The sequence below is a fragment of the Azospirillum mesophilum genome (assembly GCF_053470405.2).
Genome location: NZ_JBPXMQ020000006.1, coordinates 1 through 23306 on the forward strand (window position 1 = coordinate 1; position 23306 = coordinate 23306).

General features: G+C 65.3%; 27 protein-coding genes. All 27 read left to right on the forward strand.

The features are described from left to right. Positions 1-132: 132 nt before the first annotated feature. The 27 genes from ACSVC7_RS08390 to ACSVC7_RS08520 all read left to right on the forward strand — a co-directional run bounded on the left by ACSVC7_RS08390 (position 133) and on the right by ACSVC7_RS08520 (position 23306). Positions 133-432, forward strand: a complete 300-nt coding sequence (locus ACSVC7_RS08390) for a transposase (protein WP_448206466.1) — start codon at positions 133-135, stop codon at positions 430-432. A gap of 348 nt (positions 433-780) precedes the next feature. Next, complete coding sequence (locus tag ACSVC7_RS08395) at positions 781-1992, forward strand: tyrosine-type recombinase/integrase (RefSeq protein ID WP_448206467.1); 1212 nt, start codon at positions 781-783, stop codon at positions 1990-1992. Positions 1993-2120: 128 nt separating this feature from the next. Then, positions 2121-2819: a hypothetical protein gene (locus ACSVC7_RS08400; RefSeq protein ID WP_448206468.1), complete on the forward strand. Its 699-nt coding sequence runs from the start codon at positions 2121-2123 to the stop codon at positions 2817-2819. 19 nt (positions 2820-2838) lie between these two features. After that, positions 2839-3543, forward strand: a complete 705-nt coding sequence (locus ACSVC7_RS08405; protein ID WP_448206469.1) for a hypothetical protein — start codon at positions 2839-2841, stop codon at positions 3541-3543. A gap of 112 nt (positions 3544-3655) precedes the next feature. After that, complete coding sequence (locus tag ACSVC7_RS08410; RefSeq protein WP_448206470.1) at positions 3656-3820, forward strand: helix-turn-helix domain-containing protein; 165 nt, start codon at positions 3656-3658, stop codon at positions 3818-3820. A 2-nt stretch (positions 3821-3822) separates the two neighbouring features. Then, the gene (locus ACSVC7_RS08415; protein ID WP_448206471.1) at positions 3823-4608 is read left to right on the forward strand and encodes a phage antirepressor KilAC domain-containing protein; all 786 of its coding nucleotides are present in this window, start codon (positions 3823-3825) and stop codon (positions 4606-4608) included. Positions 4609-4610: 2 nt separating this feature from the next. After that, positions 4611-5474 (forward strand): hypothetical protein, encoded by an 864-nt coding sequence (locus ACSVC7_RS08420; protein ID WP_448206472.1) that lies wholly within the window; start codon positions 4611-4613, stop codon positions 5472-5474. A 155-nt stretch (positions 5475-5629) separates the two neighbouring features. After that, a complete protein-coding gene (locus tag ACSVC7_RS08425; protein WP_448206473.1) occupies positions 5630-6373 on the forward strand; it encodes a hypothetical protein in 744 nt (247 codons plus the stop codon). After that, entirely contained in the window at positions 6370-6564 is a 195-nt protein-coding gene (locus ACSVC7_RS08430) for a hypothetical protein (RefSeq protein ID WP_448206474.1), read from the forward strand. Before ACSVC7_RS08425 ends, ACSVC7_RS08430 begins: the two co-directional genes overlap by 4 nt. A gap of 4 nt (positions 6565-6568) precedes the next feature. Then, positions 6569-7600, forward strand: coding sequence for a hypothetical protein (locus tag ACSVC7_RS08435; RefSeq protein WP_448206475.1), 1032 nt, complete (start codon positions 6569-6571; stop codon positions 7598-7600). Further along, positions 7597-9366, forward strand: a complete 1770-nt coding sequence (locus ACSVC7_RS08440) for a toprim domain-containing protein (protein WP_448206476.1) — start codon at positions 7597-7599, stop codon at positions 9364-9366. Before ACSVC7_RS08435 ends, ACSVC7_RS08440 begins: the two co-directional genes overlap by 4 nt. An 11-nt stretch (positions 9367-9377) precedes the next feature. Next, on the forward strand, positions 9378-9620 hold the full coding sequence (locus tag ACSVC7_RS08445; protein ID WP_448206477.1) for a response regulator transcription factor: 243 nt from the start codon (positions 9378-9380) through the stop codon (positions 9618-9620). A gap of 38 nt (positions 9621-9658) precedes the next feature. Beyond that, positions 9659-10393 carry a hypothetical protein gene (locus ACSVC7_RS08450; protein ID WP_448206478.1) on the forward strand — a complete coding sequence of 245 codons (735 nt, stop codon included), beginning with the start codon at positions 9659-9661 and terminating at the stop codon, positions 10391-10393. Positions 10394-10523: 130 nt separating this feature from the next. Then, complete coding sequence (locus tag ACSVC7_RS08455) at positions 10524-10865, forward strand: hypothetical protein (protein ID WP_448206479.1); 342 nt, start codon at positions 10524-10526, stop codon at positions 10863-10865. 3 nt (positions 10866-10868) lie between these two features. Continuing rightward, positions 10869-11441, forward strand: a complete 573-nt coding sequence (locus ACSVC7_RS08460) for a hypothetical protein (protein ID WP_448206480.1) — start codon at positions 10869-10871, stop codon at positions 11439-11441. 3 nt (positions 11442-11444) lie between these two features. Continuing rightward, positions 11445-12803 (forward strand): hypothetical protein, encoded by a 1359-nt coding sequence (locus ACSVC7_RS08465; RefSeq protein ID WP_448206481.1) that lies wholly within the window; start codon positions 11445-11447, stop codon positions 12801-12803. Continuing rightward, on the forward strand, positions 12800-14725 hold the full coding sequence (locus ACSVC7_RS08470; RefSeq protein ID WP_448206482.1) for a right-handed parallel beta-helix repeat-containing protein: 1926 nt from the start codon (positions 12800-12802) through the stop codon (positions 14723-14725). Before ACSVC7_RS08465 ends, ACSVC7_RS08470 begins: the two co-directional genes overlap by 4 nt. 10 nt (positions 14726-14735) lie before the next feature. Beyond that, a complete protein-coding gene (locus ACSVC7_RS08475) occupies positions 14736-15020 on the forward strand; it encodes a hypothetical protein (protein ID WP_448206483.1) in 285 nt (94 codons plus the stop codon). 2 nt (positions 15021-15022) lie between these two features. Continuing rightward, positions 15023-17266 carry a hypothetical protein gene (locus ACSVC7_RS08480; RefSeq protein WP_448206484.1) on the forward strand — a complete coding sequence of 748 codons (2244 nt, stop codon included), beginning with the start codon at positions 15023-15025 and terminating at the stop codon, positions 17264-17266. After that, the gene (locus ACSVC7_RS08485; protein WP_448206485.1) at positions 17263-17583 is read left to right on the forward strand and encodes a hypothetical protein; all 321 of its coding nucleotides are present in this window, start codon (positions 17263-17265) and stop codon (positions 17581-17583) included. The genes ACSVC7_RS08480 and ACSVC7_RS08485 overlap by 4 nt, the downstream gene beginning before the upstream one ends. A 39-nt stretch (positions 17584-17622) precedes the next feature. Then, complete coding sequence (locus ACSVC7_RS08490) at positions 17623-18675, forward strand: hypothetical protein (protein WP_448206486.1); 1053 nt, start codon at positions 17623-17625, stop codon at positions 18673-18675. 27 nt (positions 18676-18702) lie between these two features. Beyond that, entirely contained in the window at positions 18703-19683 is a 981-nt protein-coding gene (locus ACSVC7_RS08495; RefSeq protein ID WP_448206487.1) for a phage major capsid protein, read from the forward strand. A 24-nt stretch (positions 19684-19707) separates the two neighbouring features. Next, positions 19708-19977 (forward strand): hypothetical protein, encoded by a 270-nt coding sequence (locus tag ACSVC7_RS08500; protein WP_448206488.1) that lies wholly within the window; start codon positions 19708-19710, stop codon positions 19975-19977. A gap of 94 nt (positions 19978-20071) precedes the next feature. Next, positions 20072-20641, forward strand: a complete 570-nt coding sequence (locus tag ACSVC7_RS08505) for a hypothetical protein (protein ID WP_448206489.1) — start codon at positions 20072-20074, stop codon at positions 20639-20641. Between the two features lie 3 nt (positions 20642-20644). Continuing rightward, complete coding sequence (locus ACSVC7_RS08510; RefSeq protein WP_448206490.1) at positions 20645-21355, forward strand: hypothetical protein; 711 nt, start codon at positions 20645-20647, stop codon at positions 21353-21355. Continuing rightward, a complete protein-coding gene (locus ACSVC7_RS08515) occupies positions 21352-22887 on the forward strand; it encodes a hypothetical protein (protein WP_448206491.1) in 1536 nt (511 codons plus the stop codon). The genes ACSVC7_RS08510 and ACSVC7_RS08515 overlap by 4 nt, the downstream gene beginning before the upstream one ends. Continuing rightward, on the forward strand, positions 22884-23306 hold the full coding sequence (locus ACSVC7_RS08520; protein WP_448206492.1) for a GNAT family N-acetyltransferase: 423 nt from the start codon (positions 22884-22886) through the stop codon (positions 23304-23306). The genes ACSVC7_RS08515 and ACSVC7_RS08520 overlap by 4 nt, the downstream gene beginning before the upstream one ends.

Here is a 23306-nt window from a genome sequence, read left to right on the forward strand (position 1 = left end):
TCTGTCCCTTCGGACGGACGCCAACGCCGTCGGCGCGTCTTCGGCCGGGCTACGCCCGACCTCCGTCGCGACGACGGCGTCCTTCATTCTCATCGTGATTGACACCCGTTCTCACCGTGATTGTCGCGCCATATGATCCACACCGACGAGTACGATATCTACGCCCGTCTGGAGACCTGGGCCTACGCGCACAAGACCGTCTGTCACGCCCACGGTGAAGACGCCCGCGACGAGGATGGCGACGGCTTTTGCGAGGTTCACGTCAACACCATCGAGGGCGTCTGGTCCTTGCTGTGCTCCTGGCTGCGCCCGCACCGCGGCATCTCCCAGGACACGTTGCCCCTCTATCTCGCCTTCTTCCAGTTCGTTCATAACGCTCGGCGGCGCGGAAAGGCCCTGCTCGCTGCCCTGGTGGGAGCCATCGTCACATGACCGCCGACCCACCACCCCGCTTCCCGACAAGAGCCACCCATCATCGCTCGACGCATTCCGGCGTTCAAGTGCGACCCATCGCGAACGGCTTTGGGTGGAAAGCGATGCGCTTTCAAGCGGTCGCGCCAAAGTCGCGAACCGCGAAGAACCATGAGGGAAGGGGAAATGGCGGATGGGGTGTCTTTAGAACCTACGGTTTTCCACGTTCTCCGATGTTCGCTATCCCTTGCCAAATGATAGTATTTCCGCCACTCTCTGGCTGTTCTCGTTCGGCACTGTTCGCGCCCACTCGCGCCGAAGTGTGGGACGCAGTGTGGGACGCTCCAGTTCGACGGAGAGGGCGGGATCGTGGCGAAACGGCTTACCGCGGTGCAGGTTCGAAATCTGAAGGAGCCCGGCCGCTATGGCGACGGCGACGGACTGGCTCTGGTCATCGCCGCCGATGGCTCCAGAAAATGGGTGCTTCGTCTCCAGCACGAGGGCAAGCGCCGGGACTTCGGGCTTGGATCGGCTGCGGACGTGTCGCTCGCCGACGCCCGCGACGCCGCCGAACAGATGCGCCGGCAGGTGCGCAAGGGCGTCGATCCGGTGGCGGAGAAGAGGAAGGAGCGCGAGGCCCCACCTAAGACCCCGACGTTCAAAGAGGCCGCGCGTGAGGTCCACAAGGAGCATCTGCCAACGTGGAAGAATGCAAAGCACGGTGCACAGTGGCTCGCCACGATGGAGCGCCACGTCTTTCCCCAGCTGGGCGCAATTGCCGTCGATGAGATCACCGGCCCGATGGTGCGGGATGTGTTGGCCGAAATCTGGCTTGAGATCCCTGAGACGGCCCGGCGCGTGCGCCAACGAATTGGCGTCGTGCTCGATTGGGCGCATGCCAAGGGATACCGTCCGTCAGAAGCGCCGATGCGCAGCATCTCCAAGGGACTGCCGCGGCAGCCGAAGGAGAAGGAGCACTTCGCCGCGCTACCTTGGCAGGAGGTCCCCAGCTTCATCGAGCGGCTGCGCGCGACAACGAAGGCCGGAGAGACGGTCAAGCTCGCGATGGAGTTTCTGATCCTCACCGCCGTGCGCTCAGGGGAAATGCGTGGTGCTACCTGGGGAGAGTTCGACCTTGGTGTGAAGCTCTGGGCGATTCCCAAGGAAAGAATGAAGGCCGGTAAGGCGCATGTGGTGCCGCTGTCTGAACGGGCGTTGGCAATTCTTGGGCGAATGCAGGAACTGCGCACCGACGATGATCCAGGTGCGCTGGTGTTCCAAGGAGTCCGGTCCGAACGTGCGATGTCCGACATGACGTTGACGATGGTGCTGCGCCGGATGCCAGCCGGATGCACTGCACACGGGTTTCGCAGCTCGTTCCGCGATTGGGCGGCCGAGTCCACGAACTTCCCCCGAGAGGTCGCTGAGGCCGCGCTTGCCCACGCTATTGAGAACCGGGTGGAGGCGGCTTACCGCCGTTCCGATCTGCTGGAAAAGCGCCGGAAGCTCATGGATGCCTGGGCGCGATACTGCGAGGGCCGCAGCGGCAAAGTCGTTCCAATGCCCCGGAAGACCGCCTAAGGCCATGAAACACGCTCGGCTCGTCCGAGCACCGAAACCGGTGGGGATAGGATGGCCCCCGAGAAGCGCGGTACTCCGCCCGCGTTTCCCCGCCGGCCTACAAGCGGAGATGCCCAGCGGAGAGGGTGATGACTGAAATACCGAAGGCGGACCAAGACACGCTTATCTCGGCAGGTGAGGCACTGCGTCGCCTGCGCCGCGTTCTCCCATCCTATGCCTTTGCATGGGAGTGGCTGTGGGGGGCCATGCGTTCGCCGGAAACAAAAGTAATGTTTACGGCAGAGCGACAGGTGATCATTTATCCAGAATATGGTGGCGTGGCAGACGATATCGTTTTTTCGTGTGAAGGAATGGAGTTTTGGCCGCTGCGCGAGGGGTATGATCCTGCAATCTATCCCTTCATTAATAACGGAGAATTAGAAGTCTATACATATACAAGTGGCGAGGCGTTGGGGTCAGCCTTCTCGGAGTGCGAAGCCGTCAAACTGGTGACGTTTAATTTTCGGTTTTCGGCAAGAGACATTGCTCGGTGGTGCGGTGATAATGATGACCTGACCGGAGTTTCAATACGCCTTGAGCAAGCCGCCGCCGCAGCCAAGTGTGCGCCGATTGGCCGCCCGCCGCCTCGGTTCATGGTCAACGCCCTCGTTCACCTTATTGCTTGGGCGGAAGCAAATAACGGATTACCGGAGACGCAGGCCGAGTTGGCCCAAAAATTAGCGGAGTGGTTCACCGCCAACGGTCACGAAGAACCCTCGAATAGCACCCTAAGAGAATACGCCAAACAAATTATGAAAGAAGTGGAGCGGTGCAAGTCTGCCATTTAACATACTTATGGGGGAAGTAATGTTTATTCCATCTGCCGCAGCTCTTGATATGCTCGCAGCCCATGCGCCGCGTCCTTGGTGCAAGAGGCTTCTAGAACACTTGGTGTATGTTGGTAAGCTCAACGCCTATTCCCTTCGGGGAAAGGTGATTAAATGCACCTATTGGATTGCGAGGGAAACAACAGAATCGCAGGAGAGTGGTTTAGCTTTTGAACGGTCTGATGGTGAAGAGGTATTGGACGAATGGTCAACTGAATTTCGGATGATTAACCCGGAGTTAATGATAAATAACATGTATATTGATTGGGATTCCGGTGAATTAGTCACCGATGATATGAATGGGAGCGATTACGAATGGATTTGCGATGCCTACGGAGATGGTTATTTTCGGATTGTGCTGAATGGACTTTCATTTGAACTTTCGCAGATTGAGATGTTTGCGCCGTACGGCTCGCCACCGGCAAAGGAAGATCTGCGCCACAATCCAGTCGTGGTCCCGGCTAGGCCAACCGGTCGCCCGCGGAAACATGATTGGGAGGGGGCGCTGATCCACGTGCTAACAGTGGCGAATACCCCTGATGGGCTGCCAGCAGGGCACGGCGCGCAGGCGGCTATCATGCGGATGATGCAGGAATGGTTTCAGGCCAATGGGGGCGAGGAGCCAACAGAAGGGGAGGTTAAGAACCGCGCACGTCGGATCATGGAGACTCTTGGTCGGAAATAGGCGGTAAACCCTTTCCGCCCTTTTCGCCCTTTCCGGCCGACTTACCTCTATCGTTCGCGCAAAGTTTCCCTCGTTCACCGCTGATTGGCAGCGGCCAAGACGAGGGAAACCAATGAACCAACTCTGTCTATCTGTTGAAGAAACTCAGCGCACCCTCGGGGTCGGGCGCACGTCCGTCTACAAGCTGATTAATGAAGGCAAGCTGGAGATTGTAAAGATTGGTCGGCGGACGCTGATCAAGATCGCCAGTGTTCGGGCCGTTGCGGGCGAGGCGTAAGCATGGCCGCACCGCTCTACTCTTCCACCGCCGTGCCAGCGTTGATCCCATTCAGCTTCGATGGCGCAACCTTCGGCGTCGTGCAGATTGACGGCGAACTGTGGTTCATCGGGAAGGATGTCGCTGTCATTCTCGGCTATGCCGACCCTGACAAGGCGCTCCGCCAACACTGTAAGGCATTGAAAAAATTTAATTCCGCCGAATTGGCGGAATTGGGTATGGAGAGCCCGCCTCCGTCCGGTCTGATCTTGATTCCGGAGCGGGACCTGTACCGGCTGATTCTGCGATCGAACCTCCCTTCTGCCGAGCGGTTCGAGGAAAAGGTTGTCGGCGAGGTCCTGCCAACCATCCGCCGCACCGGGGGCTACGGCGCGCCGCAGATTGATCTGTCCAATCCGGACAACCTTCTGCCCCTGCTGGCGCAGTACGCCAGCGACAAGAAGCAGCTCCTCGCGCGTGTGCATGAGATGCAGCCGGCGGTGGCCGCGCTGGAACGCCTCGCCAAGCCGACCGAAGGCGCGATGTGCATCACCGATGCGGCAAAGGATCTCCAGGTCAAGCCACGCGCCCTGACCCGGTTCCTCGAAGAGAACCGGTGGGTCTACCGTCGGGCAGGCAGCCGGCGGCGGATGGTCGCATATCAGGATCGCATTCAGTACGGCCACCTGGAGCACAAGCTTCAGGAGGTCGAAGACGGGCAGGGCGGGACCAAGATCGCGGAGCAGGTCATGGTGACGCCCAAGGGTCGCGCGCTGCTCGCTAAGTTGCTGAGCGCGGGGGAGGCGTGACCATGACTGCCATTCCCCTCAACGGCCCGCGCACCCTGATTTCCCGCTGCGTCGGATCGGTCTTCCCCACAGGTGATGGTGACAATGGGATCCCGGTATTCGTACCGGGAATACCCATTAATGAACTGGTCGTGCCGGTCGAAGCATTTGTCCGAGCGGTAATCGGTGGCCGGCTCGACAGGACGCTGGACTCCATCGAGCAAACCGCTGGATTGGACGCTGTTGCGCCCATTCGTGCGAAGGCCGATACGGCAGCCAACGACGCCGCAGTCAGCTTCAAGGGCGAGTTGCTGCGCGGTGGCGTGCCTCTCACGCACGTCCAGACGATTATCACCCGGTCGGGCACGGTGGACACCATATCGGCCTTCGTCGCCTGCAAGGTTGTGAACGCGGTTTTCTCGGAAGAGGCGGCCGGCGCGCTTCGGCGCGAGTTCGACCTGCTGGGAGAGAGCAGTCTGGGCGACGACGGGCGAGGCGGTGAGATCGCCAGCTTCGAGAGCCTTACCGCTCTGCACGAGTGCGCCGGGAAACCGAAGGGCAAGGCGCCCGGCCACTGGCGTCACCGTCATCGCGAGTTCATCGCTCGTGTCGGTGAGGATGGCGGCAAGGGCGCATGGCGGGCGGAGAGCGGAGCATGGTACGCCCAGCACGAGCTGGCGCTGGATTACGCATGCTTCCTGTTCCCGGACTTTCATGCCTTCGTCATCGACCTCGCGTTCGGTGACCCGCGGGTGAAGGGCATGTTCGAAGCGATGTTCGGCGTGTCGTTCGTGCCCGCAATGCCAGTCGAAAGGCCGGCGGACGGTGGACACCTGAGCCTTGTTCACGACGCTGGCGACATCCACGGCGATGGGGGCGCTGCATGATCGCCCCCGAGTCGAACAGCCCTGTGCGGGCGTCCTATCGGCGGTGGTGTTCCTCCCACCGCCGTGGGAACCAACTCTACAGCGAAGCCGACGACCGGTGCGGGGCGTTGAGCGCTCCATACCCAATGGTTCGGATGCCCGGTGGATGGATCGCGATGAACCGCTCGTCAATCGAGTCCGCGACCGACCTGGGCGACGCCAAGAAGCAGCAACTCCTTGCCGAATTCGACCAACTGGAAGCCGGGCGGCTGAAGGAGGAGGAAGAGTCCGGCGTCGTCGCCCTCACTGAGGAGGCGGCGCGCTGGTGGCGCGATGCGGACGGCCATGCGGCGGCGGCCCTGTCCGCCCCGTCTCGGTCGCTTGAGGATCTGCATGCCAAGGCCGCGCTCGGCTTGGCTCTGGCGGAAGTTTGGACGCCGAACACCGAGCCACAGCGGGTTCTTGGAGCCATCGCCCGCGATATCGGGCTGATGATCCGGGAGTATCGTCGCGCACCCGCCGGCCTGCTCGAACTGCACCGGGAATGGTCGGGTCTGAAGACGTGGTACGACACCTACCACAATCTCGGCGGCTGGCACGTTCGGTCCCAGCGGAAGCGGTACAAAGCGGTTCTGGGGCGCCTGGAGGCGCTGGAGGACGCGATAGCGCTAGCGGAGATCGCAGGCCCCGTGTCCATGGTGGTCAAGCTCGATGTCGGCTTGGGCGAGTTTGCCGCGAGCATACTGTGCGGTGGCGGCTTCACCCTGGAAATCTTCACCGAAGGAGCCTTCGGCGCCGCCGTGGGCGCGCTGGAAGCGCTTGCCGCCCGAACCCCTGATGTCGCCCCTTGGACGCTCAAAGCTCGCCAGATGGCGATCCAGCGGCTTGCGGTGCGGCAGACGGAGGAGGTGTGCGCATGACGGATAGCAACGTCACCCGCCTTTCGGTCAAGCCCCGGCTCCGCATGGTGCGGCCCCAGCCCCCGGCCAAGCGCCTGCGTGGGGCCGCCGCCGACCTCAGGGAGGTCATCGCCGAAGCAGAGGTGAACCGCGACGATCTGCGGGAAATCGTGCGGCGCCTGGATGCGCTCGCCGACGAGATGGAGGGCTGAAGCTATGGCTCGCATCCGCAGCGTTCATCCTGGACTTTTTACCGATGAGGCGTTTGTGGCTAGCAGCCCGGCGGCCCGCATCATGCTCATCGGCCTTTGGACGGAAAGCGACGACAACGGCGTGTTCGAGTGGAAGCCGTTGCAGATCAAAATGCGCATCATGCCGGCCGATCCGGTGAACGTGTCGGACCTTCTCGGAGAGTTGGAGCAGAACCGAATCATCAAGCGCTTTGAGGCTGACGGTAAGGTCTTCGGTGCTGTCCGGAACTTTACCCAGTACCAGCGCCCTAAGTCGCCGAAGGTTGTCCACCCGCTCCCGTCAGACATCGCCCCGTTTGTCGGGATCAAGGCCGGAAACGATAACGGCCTAGCCGTGACGGACGGCGAAAATGTGATGACGTTCCCGCGCGACCTGACAGCGGCAGAGCGCCAGCGTCGCAAGCGCGAGCGTGACGCAGCGCAGCAAAATCACGGACAGGGCGTGACAGAGGGCGGCGATGGTGACGAGCGTCACGGCTCAAATGTGACAGATGGGGAAATGTCACGCCAGATGGAGGAGGGAGGAGGAAGGAAGAAAGAAGATCTCTTTGGTGGGTCGGTCGGCGGTGCCGACGCGACCGACACGAAGTCCTCTGGTCCGGATCAGGGCTTGGTTGACGCCAAATTCGAGGAGTTCTGGTCGGCCATGCCCAAGAGGGGGCGGGCCAACAACCCGAAGAAGCCGGCCAGGGAAAAGTTCGCCCGCTTCGTCAAGAAGGGCGTGAAGCCGGACGAGATAATCTCCGGCGCGCGGGTCTACGCTTCGGCCATGCGCCAGTCCGGAAAGGATGGGACGGAGTTCGTCCAACAGGCGGTCACGTTCCTGAACCAGGAAATCTGGCGGGACTACGCGAACGTCGAGCAGCTTGAGCCGTGGCGCACTGATCCGAAGGCTTGGACAGACCGGGAGCGCCCGCCACCGTGGCCTGACGCGCCCCTTGGCACTCTGTGTGGACCCTGGCGAAAGACCCCGACAACGTGGGCGTACCTGCGATGACCGATCTGCTGAACGAACTGGCCGAACAGGGCATCCGCCCGCCGAGGGGTGGAAGCTTCCGTCACGGCGACAATTACACGACCTGCCCGAAGTGCTCGGAACACCGGCACGGGGCCAACAAGACCAAGCCCTGTCTGTCGGTGAAGCTGGACGATGACGGCGGGGCTGTGTGGAACTGCCACCATTGCGGATGGGCAGGAAACGTGCCTGGGCGGAGCGCGGAGCGCGGACTGACCCGGCGCCGCGAACCGAAGGCACCCCCGCGCCGGCCCGATCCGCCGACCGAAACGCCGCGCCCCGACACGTTCTGGGCCTTCTTCGACAAGCGCTCGATCAGCCGGGAGGTGGTTGAGGAGATAGGGGTTTACCGCGGCTCCCACTTCTTCCCCCAGGTCGGGCAGGAGAAGCCGTGTATCGTCTTCCCGTACGTCAAGGGCGGCGTGTTGGTGAACAACAAGTACCGCTCGGCGCAGAAGGAGTTTGCGCAGGACAGGGGGGCGGAGCGCACGCTGTTCAACCTCGACCAGATCGCCGACGACGTGCTGATTTGGGTTGAGGGCGAGATGGACGTGCTCGCCTGCATGACCGCCGGCTACCGCAGCGTGACCACGCTGCCCGACGGTGCGCCGCAGAAGCTCAAGGACGAGGACGATCCCCGGCGGGAGGATGACAAGCGCTTCGAGGCATTCGTAAACGCGACCGACCGGCTGGAGCGGGTGCAGAAGGTCATCATCGCCACGGACGGCGACGGTCCCGGCGGCATCCTTGCGGAGGAGCTGGCGCGTCGGATCGGCAAAGAGCGCTGCTGGCGCGTGCGGTGGCCCGAGGGTACCAAGGACGCAAATGAGGTGCTGGCGACCTACGGCGCCCATGCTCTCCGCAGCGTCATCGAGAACGCTCGCCCGTACCCGATTAAGGGCGTTCACACCGCCGAGGACTACAGGGCTGACGTGCTGGCGCTGTACCGCGGCGAACTGGCGCGCGGCCTGTCCACCGGGTTCGACTGCCTGGACCCGCTGATGAAGCTGACCGGCACCGGCCTGCTGGTCGTGGTCACCGGAATCCCGAACCATGGCAAAAGCGAGTTCCTGGATCAGCTCATGGTGAATTACGCCAGAAATCACGGTTGGCGCTTCGCCTATTGTTCGTTTGAAAACCGTCCACATAAGCACATCGCGAAGCTCGCTGAAAAGGTAACGGGCAGGCCATTCTATGAATATCCGGGGGTGAATGTGCCGCGGATGTCGGAAGGCGAAATAGAAATGGCTTTCGAGTGGATTGAGGATCGTGTATATTTCATCAGAGCGCAAGATGATGCGCCAACAATGGATTGGATTTTGGAAAAGGCGAAGTGGTCGGTTCAACGGTATGGGATCAAGGCTTTGATTATCGACCCGTACAACGAGATTGAGCACCGCAGGCCGAGCGGCATGACCGAGACGGAATACCTGTCTCAACTTCTCGGGAAGGCCCGTCGCTTTGGAGAGAACCACGCCGTCGATGTGATTTTTGTTGCGCACCCCACGAAGCTGCAAAAGCTGAACGATGGGCAAGAGCCGGTCCCTGACCTCTATGACATCAGTGGCGGCGCGCATTGGAACAACAAGGCAGACATCGGCTTCGCCGTCTGGCGCGACAAGAGCAACCCGCAGTCGACCACGCTGGTGAAGGTGCACAAGGTCCGAGACAAGGATCTCGGCATGCCCGGTGTGGCGGATTTCGAATACCACCGCCTGACGGGCACCTATACGGGCATTCCGGCATGAGGAGCGACGACATGACGGCGAATGTGGAACTTCCGGAAAACCAGAACTTGACCCCCACTGAAACGACCGTGCTTCGCCTCCTCTCCGGCGGTGGCTCGCCTTCGAACAAGGTGATCGCCGCTCAACTCCGTTGCTCTGAGCGGACGGTGGACGCGCACCTCCGGTCCGTGTCGAAGAAGCTGGGCATCTCCGGCCGCGTCGGGTTGGCCGTTTGGGCTGCCCATCACCTGCCTGCTGAGCAGGTGGCCGCATGAGCAGGAAGTCCAAGCGGTCGCGCGGCGCTGGGGGCATCGTGGCCGAACTGGCGGCCCTGAAGCCCAACGACAAGGCGCGCCCGGCGCTTGCCGCCGCGGTGCTGGATCGAATGCAGTCCGGCCAGTTGTCCCGAGAGGAGCGCATGGCCGCCGCCGCGCTGTTGACCCCCGCGGACTACCGGGCACGGCATCCAAGCGCGCCCGACGCCGAGCGATGGACGGACGGACAGCCGAACTCCGTGACGGCTCGCCCGAGCCTGTCGCCCAACGAGCCGATGAGCATCCGCCGCACGGCGACTCTGGACAATCGCGGCATCCGATGGGACGCCGACAGCGTGCGCGCCGAACTCCGTGAAACTATGGACACCATGCGCCGAATGCGGTTCCCTTGCGGCGAGGTGCCGAGCACGAAAGTCGCCGCCTGCATCGAGTTCGCCCGCTCCGCCGAAGAGATCTTGGCGATGCTGGCGGAAGGTGCTGACGACGGAAGGGGCACAGTGCACCGCCCGTCGCCGCGCGAATTGAAGGCCCTGGACGATACGCTCCCGTGGCTGTTCGCCGTCACCGACTGGCGGCAACGCCTGTGCGTTTCGCTCCGGGCATCCGACATGAGTTGGCGGAAGGTTTCGGAGCGGCTGAATGAGGAAATCGCCCGTCGTACTGGAGGCGACGGCATCAGCCACGTCACCGCAAGGCAGTGGGAAGGAAAGGCCGTTGACCAGATCGTCAAGGCGCTGAACTCGCAGCCCAATAGAGGCGCGCTCGCCGCCTAGGTGAAATACCCTAGGGGAATTTTTCCCTTAACAGATCAACGCCGTTTTTGGCATATTTCTATGTACGATTTCGCGACACGCCCGCCCGGTTCTTCTGCCGTGGCGGGCTTTTTCGTGCCCGGAGCCCAGCATGGCCGATCCCCACAGCCCCGACCTTGCCCAGATGGCGCGCGCCCTCACCCCCACCTTGGCGGGCGTCGTAATCGGCATGCTCGCCCGATGGGCTCGTGAAAGCCGCGATGGTGGCTGGAAGGCTCTGGTGCGCGTCGTGGTGCTGGACGTGCCGTCCATCCTGGCGCTGACCGTCGCCTCCGGCGTGTTGGCCCAGCAGCTCCAGGCGGACACGCTCATGGCCTGCGGCATGGGGACCTGCGCCGGGTATGCCGGGAGCGAGGTGCTGAAGCTCCTTCTGGCCCGGCTGCCGGGGAACCAAGTCGCCAAGGGCGGGGACGATCAGAACAAGGCGGGGTGATCCATGGCTGAGCGCAAGCCCACGGACTGGGAGGCCATTGAGCGCGAATACCGCGCCGGGCAGCTCAGCGTGTCGGAGATCGGGCGCCAGTACGGCGTGAGCCACACGGCCATCAACAAGAAGGCCAAGTCGCAGGGCTGGACACGCAACCTTGCGGAACGGGTCCGGGAAGAGGTTTCAGCGCGGCTGGTTTCAGACGGGGTTTCAGCGGCCAACGCACGTGAAACTGTGGAACTCGCCGCTGCGCGCGGTGTGGAGATCGTCCGCAGCCATCGGCAGGACATCGCGTCGGGCCGCAAGATGGTCTCGCTCCTGATGAAGGAGTTGGAGACGGCGACGGTTCACATCGACGACATCGAAGAGGTTATCGAGGAAGAGACGGCCGACGACAGCAACGGCAAGCGCCGCGCCATGATGCAGATGGCCGTTGCCCTTCCGTCCCGAGCCAAGACCATCGCCAGCTTGTCCATGGCGATGAAGAACCTGATCGGGCTTGAGCGACAGGCCTTCAACCTCAGTGACGGTCCCGACGACGAAAAGAAGGGGGTCACGATCAACGTGGTGAAGCGCGGGTGACCCATGGTGGAAATCAACCTGCCGCACAACTGGCAGCCGCGCGACTACCAGCGGCCGGCCTGGGATAGCTGGCTGAGCGGCTGCAACCGGCAACTCCTCGTCTGGCACCGCCGGGCCGGCAAAGACGACATCAACCTGCGCATGCACGCGGTCGGGGCCTTCAACAGGGTGGGCACCTACTGGCACATGCTCCCGCAGTATGCGCAGGCCCGAAAGGCGATCTGGGAGGCGGTCAACCCGCACACCGGGAAGCGGCGCATCGACGAGGCGTTCCCGCCGGAGATCATCGAAAGCCGGCGCGACAACGACATGTTCATCCGGTTCGTGAACGGGTCCACGTTCCAGGTGGTCGGCTCGGACAACTACGACAGCTTGGTTGGTACGCCTCCAATCGGGATCACGCTTTCCGAATGGGCCATCGCCAACCCGACGGCCTGGGGCTATCTGGCGCCAATCCTCGCGGAAAATGGAGGGTGGGCCTCGTTCATCAGCACGCCCCGCGGCAACAACCACCTCAAGGGCATGCTGGACCGGTTCCAGCACGACCCACGCTGGTTCACGCAGGTGCTTTCCTGTGACGATACAGGCGCGGTGACGGAACAGGCCATTGCCGACCAGCGGGCCGAATATGAAGCGCTGTTCGGCGCTGAGATGGCCGAACTGCTGGTTGAGCAGGAGTTCCGGTGCTCATTTGCCGGGGCGATGATCGGGGCATACTGGGGTGCGGAGGTCAACAAGGCTGAACGGGAAGGCCGCATCACCGACGTGCCGGTGGTGGAGGGCATCCCGGTTCACACGGTGTGGGACCTGGGCGCCCCGGCGAACAACCCGATCTGGTGCTTCCAGGTGGTCGACGGCCGCCCGCACATCGTGGACTTCTACCGCCCCGAGACGGAAGACCTGGAAGACTGGTGCGACTGGCTCAACGCCAAGGGCTACAAGGGTGAGGATTACGTCCCGCACGACATCTTTCACCAGAGCTGGGGAGCCAAGCGCACCCGCGTCCAGATGATGACCGACTACGGCCGGAAGCCGCGCCCGGTGAAGCGGGTCACGGTGGCCGACGGCATCACCGCCGGCCGCGAGACGCTGAAGATCGCCCGCCTCGACAAGACACGCTGCGCGCTCGGCATCGAAGGGCTGCGCAGCTATCGCCGCGAGTGGGATGACGACCTCAAGCGGTTCCGCGACAACCCGGTGAAGGACTGGGCCGAACACATCGGCTCTGCATGGCGCTACCTCGGGCTGGTGTGGCGCGACATCAAGCCGGCGCCGCCGCCGATCCCCAACGCCGACAACCCGCTGGCCTTCAACAATTTGGTGGCCGCCGCCCGCCGCCGCCGATTGGAGCGCGAATCATGACCGGTTATCAGGGCATCCTCGCCGCCAACCCCGAGAAGACCGACGCCACGACCGATCCGGGCGTGAACGACGACTTCGTGTCGGGGTGGAAGGCCGGGTCCGAGTGGCTGAACGTGTCCACGGGCGTCCTTTGGAAGTGCTTCAGCGCAGCGCGGGGCGCCGCCGTATGGAGGCCCGTCCTGTCGAGGGACGGTGACGGCTCGGCCGTCACGGTGCTGCCGACCGGTACGGAGACTGCCCGCACGCTCGGCGACCGTTTCGCCCGCACGTTCGACCCCCTGGACTACGGCGTGCGGGCGAACGGCAGCGCCGACGATACGGCAAAGCTCCAGGCGACCATCAACGCCGCGCAGGCTGCGCATGGGACGGTGCTGCTCCCCGCCGGCACGACCAAGGTATCCGGTACGCTGACCATCACCGGCGAAGTCACGATCCAGGGCCACGCCTACGGCTCGCGGCTGGTCACCACCTCCGCCACTGCGGACATCATCGCCATCGCTGGGGTGGGGAACGCTCCGGGCGTCATCGTGGACGGGGTGACCTTCGCGGCCAGCGTCACCCGCACCGGCGGCGCCTACGTCCGGTCCACCGGCGCGCAGGGCACCACCGTTCGCAATTGCCGGTTCGAGGCGCCTTACGACGGCATCGTTGTGGATGGCTCTGTGGTGCAGAGCGTCCACATCCACGACAACATCATGGACAGCGTGATCCGCTACGGCGTGGACGTGACCGCCAGTTCGGCCACGGGCGGCGGTGCCGGCCCGGCCCGGCAGGGCATCGTGGACTCGTCCATTGAGCGCATGTGGATCGCGGGGAAGGTAGGGCAGCACGCGGCGCGCGGCATCCGTGTCACGGCGGCCGGCGACCTGCGCATCAAGGACATCGACACCCTGTACTGCACGGCGGGCTGCGCGGTGGCCCCGCGCTCCGCTGCGGCCAGCGGGCTCGGCCAGAAGGAGACGATCCAGCACCTCATCATCGACGGGTGCGACTTCGACACCGGGGCGGGCTATGGCCTTCTGTTGGGCGACACGGGTGAGATCCGCAACGTCGTGCTGAGCGATGTGTGGTGCGCATCCAACGGCATCCATGGCGTTGCGCTTGCCGGCACCGGCCAGATCATCCATGTCGAGGCGACCAACCTGATTGCAGCCAGCAACGCCGGAAACGGCGTCGCCGTCGAGGCGGCGAACACGCGGTACCTGGCGCTGCGTGGCGGGTGCATCGGCGGCAACACGGGATCGGGGGTCGGCGCTCTGGCTGGTACCGTCATTCTGGACGGCGTGCGCATCGGTTCGACGGACAGCGACAACGTCGCGTTCCAGGCCAACGCCGGGTACGGCGTCCTCATGACGGGCACGGCCAGCTATGTGCTCGACAACGTGACCTTCGGCACGAACACGCTGGGCAACTTTTACGACAATGGTTCGACCGGGTCGCGCAAGACCATCGTCGCGAGCCCCGGCGCGGGGAAGGGCGACTACTTCAACTCTGGCAACACGACGATCCGGGGCAACGCCGGGACGACGTGGCGGATCGGTCAGGTCGCGACCACGGCCCATCAGGTCGGCAACGTCGGCAGCGTCGGTCTGACGGTCGAGGATGGCGGCGGCGTCTCCGGCGTGTTCGTCGAGAACACTCACGACGGCACGTTCTCCAGCCAGCGAGTGGTGGTCAAGACGAGTTGGGGCGGCGTCGTCGGAGCAACGACGCGCCTCACCATCGAGAAGGACGGCGCACTCACCAACGGCAGCGCTCCTCTTTTCGATGCCGGCGGCGTCGTCTGCCTGCGCTCCTTCACCGTGGCGACGCTGCCCAGCGCGAGCGTCGCGGCTCAGCAAATCTACGTTTCCGACCGCAACAAGCCCGCTTGGTCAACGGGCGCCGCGTGGAAGTTCGCGGACGGCGCCACCGTTTCCTGAGGATAGCGAGATGCAGACAACCAAACAGCCCTACGAGCTTCTTGTGCGCTGGGACCGCAACGGACATCTCGCCGGCGCGCACGTCCAGTTCCGCTACGTCACGTTGGACGGCTCCATCACCTCCGAGACCCTTGGTCCGGCGCAGCCCGTAGCCCTGGGCGCCGCGGACGGCTTCCCGCTCGGCGACATCCTGTCGGAGGTGCAGGCGTCCGCTCTTGCCGACCTGGAGGCGGCGCGCGCGGAACTCGCCGCCATCCGGAAGGAACTGGAAAACCTTCGCGCATCGACGGAGTGAGCATGACCACGACCAACGACACCTCCGCCGGAGCGCTGGAGACGACCGCAGATGCGGGCAAAGGCCCGGCGGGGATCGTCGCCCGCTGGCTGATGGAGATCCGTCTCGCCGGGAAGGAAGAAGAGCCGTGGCGCAAGCTGGCCGCCGATGCCGTCAAGCGCTACCGGGACGAGGAGCAGGCCGGCAGGGGTGAGCAGCAAGGCCGTAAGCTTGGCACCCGCTTCAACATCCTGCGCTCCAACATCGAGACGTTGGCCCCGGCGCTGTACAACTCGGTGCCGAAGCCCGATGTCCGCCGTCGGTACGGCGACGCCGACCCCTTGGGCCGCGCGATCGCCGAAATGCTGGAGCGGGCGCTTGCCTTCGACCTGGAGCAGACGGATTTCGACGGCGACATGCAGCGCGCCGTGATGGACCGGCTGCTTCCCGGCCGTGGTGTGACCCGCGTCCGATACGTGCCGACCTTCACGCGGGTACCGCGGAACCAGTTCGGCCAGCAGGAAACGCAGACGGATGAGGCCAAGCCGCGCCTGTCCATGCTGGCGGGTGAAGGGCAGGCCGCTCCGCGCATCACCGATGCGGCCAAGAAGATGGTGGACGACGCCCCGCGCCTGTCCACGTCCGCCGGCCAGCCAATGTCCCAGCCGCCGCTGATCAGCGCATCGGCGGGGGACGAGCCGGAGCCGCAGCCGGAAGGCGGGCAGGACGGCGAGTTCTTCGAAGACCTCGCTTGGGAGAGCGCTCCGACGGAACATGTCCAGTGGAAGGATTTCCGCCGTGGTCCTGGCCGGACGTGGCAGGATGTCTGCTGGATCGCGTTCCGCGCCTACATCACCCGCGAAGAAGCGGTTGAGCGCTTCGGCGACGATATCGCCGCCGGCATCGAGCTTGACGTCACGCCGGAGGGCTTGGAGGAGGGCAAGGGCAGTAAGGACGACGGCGGCCCGCCGCCGGACGTGTTCAAGCGCCTGACCGTGTGGGAGGTGTGGGACAAGGAAAGCCGTCAGGTCCTCTACATCGCACCGAGCTACAAGGATGCGCCGCTGAAGGTGGAGGCGGACCCGCTCGGCCTGACTGGCTTCTTTCCGATCCCGCGCCCGCTGTACGCGCTGGAGCAGACGGACACGCTGGTCCCGGTGGAGGACTACCGGGCCTACCGCGACCAGGCGGAGGAGCTGGATCGCATCACCGGGCGCATCACCACCATCATCAACGGCCTGAAGCTCCGCGGCGTCTACGACAGCACCGTGGGCGAAATCTCGGAGGTGATGGCCGGCAACGACAACGCGCTGATCCCGACGGCCAACACGGCCGTGTTTCGCGATGCCGGCGGCCTGGAAAAGGCGGTGTGGTTCTGGCCGGTCGAGACGGCGGCCAAGGTGCTGACGGCGCTGTACCAGCAGCGCGAGGCCGTCAAGCAGACCATCTACGAAATCACCGGTATTTCCGACATCCTGCGCGGCAGCACGGCGGCCAGCGAGACGGCCACGGCGCAGAACATCAAGGCGCAGTGGGGGAGCCTTCGTCTTCAGCGCGCGCAACGCGAGGTGCAGCGGTACGCCCGCGACCTCCTGCGGCTGAAGGCGGAGATCATCGCCGAGCACTTCGGCGCGCAGACGCTCACGCTGATGACCGGCGTCCAGGTCACGCCGGAGATGATGGCTGTCCTGAAGAACGACGCCTTCCGGTCCTTCCGGGTGGACGTCGAGACGGACAGCACCATCGCGGCGGACATGACGCAGGCGCAGGAGGCCGCCGGCAAGTGGCTCTTGGGCGTGTCTCAGTACTTCCAGGCCATCGGCCCGGCGGTGCAGAGCGGTGACGTGCCCCGTGACGCGGCGGTGAAGATCCTCGCCGGCCTGTCGCGGATGTTCAAGCTGCCGCGCGAGGTGAACGACGCGCTGGAGAGCCTGGAGAAGCAGCCCGTTCAGCAGGGCGACCCGAACGCCGCGGCGCAGGCGCAAGCCCAGCAGCAACAGGCGCAGATGCAGGCTGACATGCAGGCTAAGGCGATGGAACTGCAAGCCCGCACCCAAGCCGACATGCAGCGGGCGCAGCTTGAGGCGGACCTCAAGTGGCGGATCGCCGAACTGGACAGCCAGACGAAAATCCAGGTGGCGCTCATCAACGCCCACGCCGACCAGCAGAACCAAGCCATGCGCGCCCAACTCGAACACGAGCGGGGGACGCAGGCCCAGCAGGCGGAGCAGCAGGCCGCCGCACAGCAGCAGGTGACGCAGCCATGATCCGAGAGACCTACGTCATCCGGAACGGGGAACTGATCCCGAAGCATCTGGCTCCGCCTCTGCGCCCCGCGGCGCGGAGCCACCTCCCCACACCGATGATTGCCGGGGACTACGCTGGGTACGAGTGCCCGGTGTCGGGGCGGTGGATCGAAGGGCGGGCCGCGCATCGGGAGAACCTAGCGCGCACCGGCTGCCGGCTGCTGGAGCCCGGCGAGAGTGCGGAGGCGATGCGCACGGCGGGGACCGGTGGCGATGCGGCCATTGAGGCGGCGGTGGATCGCGCCGTCAACGAGGTGGCGAAAGACCTCCTCGTCTAACCAAGCCGGCACCGGCCGGCGCAACCTGCGGGAAAGCACATGGATGACATCGAACTGAACGGCGCGGCCGAAGCCGGCGCCGAAAGCCCCGCGCTGTCCCTGGAGGAAGCGCTATCCAAGACAATGGAAGAAGCCTTCGAGGCCGCCACGACCGACGCGCCGGAACAGTCGCGCGACCCGTCCGGCCGCTTCTCCCAGACCAATCCCCCCGCCGGACAGGAGGCCGCGCCCCAAGAGGCAGCGCCGGCCGGCGCCGACCAGAACACCGACCAGAAGCCGCAGAGCGAAGCACCGGCACAGCCGGCCAGCAACGCCCCGCCCGCCTCGTGGTCGGCGACTGCAAAAGCCGAATGGGCCAAGCTTCCGCCCGCCATTCAGCAGGAGGTGCTGAAACGGGAAGGCGACGTCCAGAAGGGCTTTGAGCAGCGTGCGCAGGAGATCAAGCGTTACGAGCGGCTGGACCATGTTCTTGGGCCACGTCGCGACGCCATGGTTCAGCACTACGGCTCTGAAGCGGCGGCCATCGAAACGCTGCTCCAGGCTTGGGACCAAGCGTCGCGCGACCCGATGGGCTTTATCCAGGCCTTCGCTCAGCAGCGCGGCATCAACCTGAGCACCGCCACCCAACCGGCCGCGGACACCTACGTGGATCCGCAGCTCGCGTCCGTCCAACAGCAGGTTCAGCAGCTTCAGACCATCATCCAGTCCCAGCAGCAGGCCGCGGTTCGCGCGGAGCAGGAGTCCATCGCCGACCAGATCGCCCGCTTCAAGGCGGACCCGAGCAACCAGCACTTTGATGCGGTGCGCGCCGACATGGCCGCGCTGATCCAGGCTGGCCGGGCCACCGACCTGAAGACGGCATACGACATGGCCGTGTGGGCTCGCCCGGACATCCGGAACGCCCTCCTGGAGCAGCAGGAGAAGGACCGGCAGGCCAAGGCCCAGCAGGAGGCGGCAGACCGTGCCGCCGCCGCGCGCAAGGCCGCCGGCACCCCGCTCACGCAGCGTGGTGCCCCGGCTGCCACCAGGGCCGCTCCCCGCTCGCTGGAACAGACGATGGCCGAAGCCTACGACCGCGCGACCGGCGCGTAACCCCCATTCCGAGAAGGACAGGTCCCTATGACATCGCCCAACAGCGTGTTCACGGAAATCGTGACCACCACCCTGCGCCAGCACAAGAAGGAGCTGGCCGACAACGTGTCGAAGAACAACGCCCTGTACAGCCGTCTGGCGGACAAGGGGCGTGTGGACATCGTCGACGGCGGTTACGAAATCGTCGAAACCCTCGACTACGCGGAGAACAGCACGTACCAGCGCTACAGCGGCTACGACGTGCTGAACGTCTCCGCCTCCGACGTGCTGAGCGCCGCCAAGTACGATTGGAAACAGGCCGCCGTCCACATCACTGCGTCGGGCCTGGAACTGCGCCAGAACAACGGCAAGAGCCAGATCATCAATCTGGCGAAGGCCCGCCTGATGAACGCCATGCGGACGTTCAAGAACGGCATCAGCCGCGACCTCTATTCGGACGGCACGGCGGCCAACCAGATCAACGGCCTTCAGGCGCTGGTCGCGGACACCGGCACCGGCACCGTGGGCGGCATCAACTCCGGCACCTACACGTTCTGGAAGAACGTCGTGCAGTCGGCGTCCGCGCCGCTTCAGGGCGGGGGCGCGGTCACGGTCGACAAGACCACCATCGAAGCCCTGATGCTGGCGCTGTGGCTGGAACTGACCCGCGGCGGCGACAAGCCGGACCTGATCGTCTCGTCCAACGACTACTTCATGGCCTATGAGCAGTCGCAGGTGAGTATCAAGCGCTACACCGACGAGACCAAGGGCGACGGCGGCTTCGTCTCGCTGAAGTACAAGGGCGCCGACGTCATCTTCGACGGCGGCACCAAGGGCGGCGGCATCCCGAACAGCCGCATGTACTTCCTGAACACCGACTTCTTGCGGATGGTGGCGCACAAGGACGCCAACATGACCGAACTGGAGGACAAGGTGTCGGTGAACCAGGACGCCGTGGTCGTCCCGGTGATCTGGCAGGGCAACCTCGTCTGCTCCAACCGCTCGCTCCAGGGCGTGCTGAAGCCGTAACCGCCGAACGAAGGAGACATCGGCATGGCGACGATCCTGTCCACGCCCCTCGCGGCGGCCAACACCGACCGCCGGACCCCGGTGGCCGAGTTCACCCCCGGCGTTCCGGCGACCGGCGTCAACAACACGACCTGGGTCTATGTCGGCCCGGCCGCGAACGCCATCGGCGACGGCGCGACCTGCACCGTGACCGGCGCGTTCGCGGTGAACAACACCGCCGGCAGCTACACCGCCGACAAAGGCTTCGCCGCCGGCGAATACGGCTGGGTCCGCAAGACGACCTCGCCGCTCTGACCCTTTCCACCCTCCCGCAAACTTGGCCGGGCGTCCCAGCGGCGCCCGGTCCTTGTGCGTGGGCAAATCGCAAACAGCAAGCGGGACACGTTGCATGATTACGCAGATGGCCGAGCGGCCGCCCCACGTCGCCTTCGAGGTGCGCGCCGAGGAATTCGTGAACGCGGAGGGGCATCGTTCCTTCCGCGACGTCGACTTCGCAATCGTCACGCCCCATGGCGGGAACCTGATCGTGGAGCGCCCGGCGCTCGAATGGCTCCAGGCCAAGCGCGACGAGGGCAGCCCCTTTTATGACGCCTTCAAGCGCGCCTACGACGCCTGGAAGGAGGGGCAAGAACCCCCGGTGGACGGAACGCCACTCGCCGCCGCGACGTGCTTCACGCCGGCGGAGGTGAAGCAGGCGCAGGCCGCGGGCGTCCGTTCCATCGAAGACCTCGCCGCCTTCCCCGACGGACAACTTGGCCGGCTCGGCATGGGCGGCCGGAAGCTGAAAGACAAGGCCGCCGCGTGGCTCGCCAGCCACAACGACACCGGGCGGATCGCGGAGGAACTGGCGGCGCTGAAGGTCACCGCCCAGCAGCTCGCCGACGCGGTGACCGACCGCGACGAGAAAATCAAGGAGCTGGAAGCGCAGATCAAGGCGCTGTCCAAGACCAAGGGGTAACGCATGAGCCTGCTCACCATCATCCAGGATGCCGCCGACCTGATCGGCCTGCCGCGCCCCGCTGTGGTGGTGAGCAGCGCCGACACCACCGTCCGGCAGATGCTGGCGCACGCCAACGCCGAAGGCCGCGCGCTCGCCGCCCGCTGGCCGTGGACGGTGCTCCAGAAGGAAGCCGTCGTCACGGTCCAGGCGCAGGAGGACCAGGGCGCGCTGGAGACGCTGATGCCGGGCTTCGGCCATGTGCTGAACCGCACGGAGTGGGACCGGTCGAAGCGTTGGCCGCTGGGCGGTCCCGTTTCCCCACAGCATTGGCAGCAACTCAAGAGCGTGACGGCGCTCGGCCCATTCTATTCGTTCCGCATCGTCGGCGGACGCCTGAAGCTGATCCCGGCGCCGAAGCAGGCCGGGGAGGTGATGGCGCTCGAATACGTCTCCCGCTTCTGGTGCCAGTCGGCCGGCGGCGCCGGGCAGGACCGGTGGGCCGCCGACACCGACACGGGCGTCCTCGACGAATGGCTGATGACGCTGGGGCTGGTGTGGCGCTTCAAGCAGAGCCGCGGCCTCGACTACGGCGAAGACATGGCCTCATACGAGCGGCAGGCCGCCGACGCCATGGGCCGCGACGGTGGGCGCCGCACCCTGGACCTCGGGCAGAGCGAGGGCGAGCGGTTCCCGCCGCGCGTCTCCGCTCCGGAAGGGAGCTGGTCGCTATGAGGATGCCCATCCGCTCGAAAGGCCCTGCGGCGGTCGGCGCGTCCATCCCGGCGCCGGTCGGCGGCTGGAACACGCGCGACGGCTTGGCCGCCATGAAGCCGTCCGACGCGGTGACGCTCGACAACTGGTTCCCCGACGCCACGCAGGTCAGCCTGCGCCGCGGCTACGTGCCGTGGGTGACCGGCATTCCGGCCGCCGTCGAAACGCTGATGGAGTGGGGCGGCGCATCGGCGCGCAAGCTGTTCGCCGCCGCCGATGCCGCCATCTACGACGTGACCGCTTCCGGAACGGTCGGCGCGGCGGTCGTGTCCGGCGTGACCAGCCCCCGCTGGCAATGGGTCAACTTCGCCACGCCGGGCGGGCAGTTCCTGTGCGCGGTGAACGGGCAGGACATGCCCCGCTGCTTCGACGGCACGACCTGGACGACGCCCGGCATCACCGGCGCGACAGCCTCCAAGTTCGTGTCCGTCATGAGCCACATGGCCCGCCTCTGGTTTGTCGAGAAGGACAGCCTGCGGGTCTGGTACCTGCCGCCCAACAGCATCGCCGGGCCGGCGTCCTCCTTGGACCTCGGGCCGCTCTGCCGGTTGGGCGGCCAGATCGTGGCCTGCGGCTCGTGGACCCACGACGGTGGGGCCGGGGCGGACGACACCGCCGTGTTCGTCACCGACCGCGGCGAGGTGGTCATTTACCGCGGCACCGATCCCTCCAGCGCGGCAACCTGGGGCCTGGTCGGGGTGTTCCGCATCGACACGCCCGTGGGCCGGCGCTGCCTCGTCCCGCAGGGTTCGGAGCTGCTGGTGCTGACCTCCGGCGGCCTGATGCCGATCAGCGCCATTCTGCCCTATCCGCGCGCCGCACAGCGCAAGGGCGCCCTGACCGACAAGATCGGCCCGGCGTTCAGCGCCGCGGCACAGTCCTACGGCTCCTCCTTCGGATGGCAGCTGCAGGAGTACCCGCGGGGCAACTGGCTGGTCGTCAACGTCCCGGTCCGGGAGCGGGTGGAGCAGCAGCAGTACGTGGCGAACACCATCACCGGTGCATGGTGTCGGTTTACCGGCATGAACGCCGGGTGCTGGGGGCTGCTCCAGGACGACCTGTTCTTCGGCGGCAACAACGGCACGGTTTACAAGGCCGACACTGGCAACAGCGACGACGGATCGGTGATCACCGCCGACCTGAAGACGGCCTTCACCTACTTCGGCACGCCGGGGCAGCTGAAGCGCTTCACTATGGTTCGCCCGCTGCTGACGTCCGATGGGGAACCACAGCCCTCTCTGGCGCTCAACGTCGACTTCGGCGACGAGGCCCCGGCCAACGTACTGACCGCCACCGCCGCGCCTGGCGGCCTGTGGGACGAGTCCGACTGGGACGAAACCGATTGGGCGGCCGACCGGACGTTGCGCCGCGACTGGTACGCCGTCGACGGGCTGGGCTACGCCGCCGCCGTCCGGATGCGCGTGGCGACCAGCGGCATGGACGTGTCGGTGGCGGCCTTCGACGTGCTGATGATGAAGGGCGGGCTGCTGTGAACCTCGTCTTCGACCGGCCCGCCGTGGTGGCGTGGGTGGTGGAGCGCATCCCCCACGTCACCGACCTCGGCCAGTGCGCAGCCATCGGTCTGGAGAGGGGCGGGCGGCTCAGGGCCGGCGTGGTCTATCACAACTACCGCCCCTTACCGGGCGGGGGGGACTGCGAGATCACCGCGGCTTCCGACACGCCGCTGTGGGCGCGGCCGGCGAACCTGCGCGCGCTGCTCACCTACCCCTTTGTGCAGCTCGGGTGCCACCGGATCACCACCGTCATCCCGGCGCGCAACGCCCGCGCGCGGCGCTTCAACGAGAGCATGGGCTTCGTGCTGGAAGGCACCGTCCGACAGGGCTTCGGAACCGACGACGCAACGATTTACGGGCTCCTGCGCTCCGACGCGGCCCGCTGGCTTGGAGAGTGA

Coding starts and splice junctions, on each gene's coding strand:
- ACSVC7_RS08390 (WP_448206466.1), top strand. CDS start 133: ATGATCCACACCGACGAGTACGATATCTACGCCCGTCTGGAGACCTGG.
- ACSVC7_RS08400 (WP_448206468.1), top strand. CDS start 2,121: ATGACTGAAATACCGAAGGCGGACCAAGACACGCTTATCTCGGCAGGT.
- ACSVC7_RS08405 (WP_448206469.1), top strand. CDS start 2,839: ATGTTTATTCCATCTGCCGCAGCTCTTGATATGCTCGCAGCCCATGCG.
- ACSVC7_RS08410 (WP_448206470.1), top strand. CDS start 3,656: ATGAACCAACTCTGTCTATCTGTTGAAGAAACTCAGCGCACCCTCGGG.
- ACSVC7_RS08415 (WP_448206471.1), top strand. CDS start 3,823: ATGGCCGCACCGCTCTACTCTTCCACCGCCGTGCCAGCGTTGATCCCA.
- ACSVC7_RS08420 (WP_448206472.1), top strand. CDS start 4,611: ATGACTGCCATTCCCCTCAACGGCCCGCGCACCCTGATTTCCCGCTGC.
- ACSVC7_RS08425 (WP_448206473.1), top strand. CDS start 5,630: ATGAACCGCTCGTCAATCGAGTCCGCGACCGACCTGGGCGACGCCAAG.
- ACSVC7_RS08430 (WP_448206474.1), top strand. CDS start 6,370: ATGACGGATAGCAACGTCACCCGCCTTTCGGTCAAGCCCCGGCTCCGC.
- ACSVC7_RS08435 (WP_448206475.1), top strand. CDS start 6,569: ATGGCTCGCATCCGCAGCGTTCATCCTGGACTTTTTACCGATGAGGCG.
- ACSVC7_RS08440 (WP_448206476.1), top strand. CDS start 7,597: ATGACCGATCTGCTGAACGAACTGGCCGAACAGGGCATCCGCCCGCCG.
- ACSVC7_RS08445 (WP_448206477.1), top strand. CDS start 9,378: ATGACGGCGAATGTGGAACTTCCGGAAAACCAGAACTTGACCCCCACT.
- ACSVC7_RS08455 (WP_448206479.1), top strand. CDS start 10,524: ATGGCCGATCCCCACAGCCCCGACCTTGCCCAGATGGCGCGCGCCCTC.
- ACSVC7_RS08460 (WP_448206480.1), top strand. CDS start 10,869: ATGGCTGAGCGCAAGCCCACGGACTGGGAGGCCATTGAGCGCGAATAC.
- ACSVC7_RS08465 (WP_448206481.1), top strand. CDS start 11,445: ATGGTGGAAATCAACCTGCCGCACAACTGGCAGCCGCGCGACTACCAG.
- ACSVC7_RS08470 (WP_448206482.1), top strand. CDS start 12,800: ATGACCGGTTATCAGGGCATCCTCGCCGCCAACCCCGAGAAGACCGAC.
- ACSVC7_RS08475 (WP_448206483.1), top strand. CDS start 14,736: ATGCAGACAACCAAACAGCCCTACGAGCTTCTTGTGCGCTGGGACCGC.
- ACSVC7_RS08480 (WP_448206484.1), top strand. CDS start 15,023: ATGACCACGACCAACGACACCTCCGCCGGAGCGCTGGAGACGACCGCA.
- ACSVC7_RS08485 (WP_448206485.1), top strand. CDS start 17,263: ATGATCCGAGAGACCTACGTCATCCGGAACGGGGAACTGATCCCGAAG.
- ACSVC7_RS08490 (WP_448206486.1), top strand. CDS start 17,623: ATGGATGACATCGAACTGAACGGCGCGGCCGAAGCCGGCGCCGAAAGC.
- ACSVC7_RS08495 (WP_448206487.1), top strand. CDS start 18,703: ATGACATCGCCCAACAGCGTGTTCACGGAAATCGTGACCACCACCCTG.
- ACSVC7_RS08500 (WP_448206488.1), top strand. CDS start 19,708: ATGGCGACGATCCTGTCCACGCCCCTCGCGGCGGCCAACACCGACCGC.
- ACSVC7_RS08505 (WP_448206489.1), top strand. CDS start 20,072: ATGATTACGCAGATGGCCGAGCGGCCGCCCCACGTCGCCTTCGAGGTG.
- ACSVC7_RS08510 (WP_448206490.1), top strand. CDS start 20,645: ATGAGCCTGCTCACCATCATCCAGGATGCCGCCGACCTGATCGGCCTG.
- ACSVC7_RS08515 (WP_448206491.1), top strand. CDS start 21,352: ATGAGGATGCCCATCCGCTCGAAAGGCCCTGCGGCGGTCGGCGCGTCC.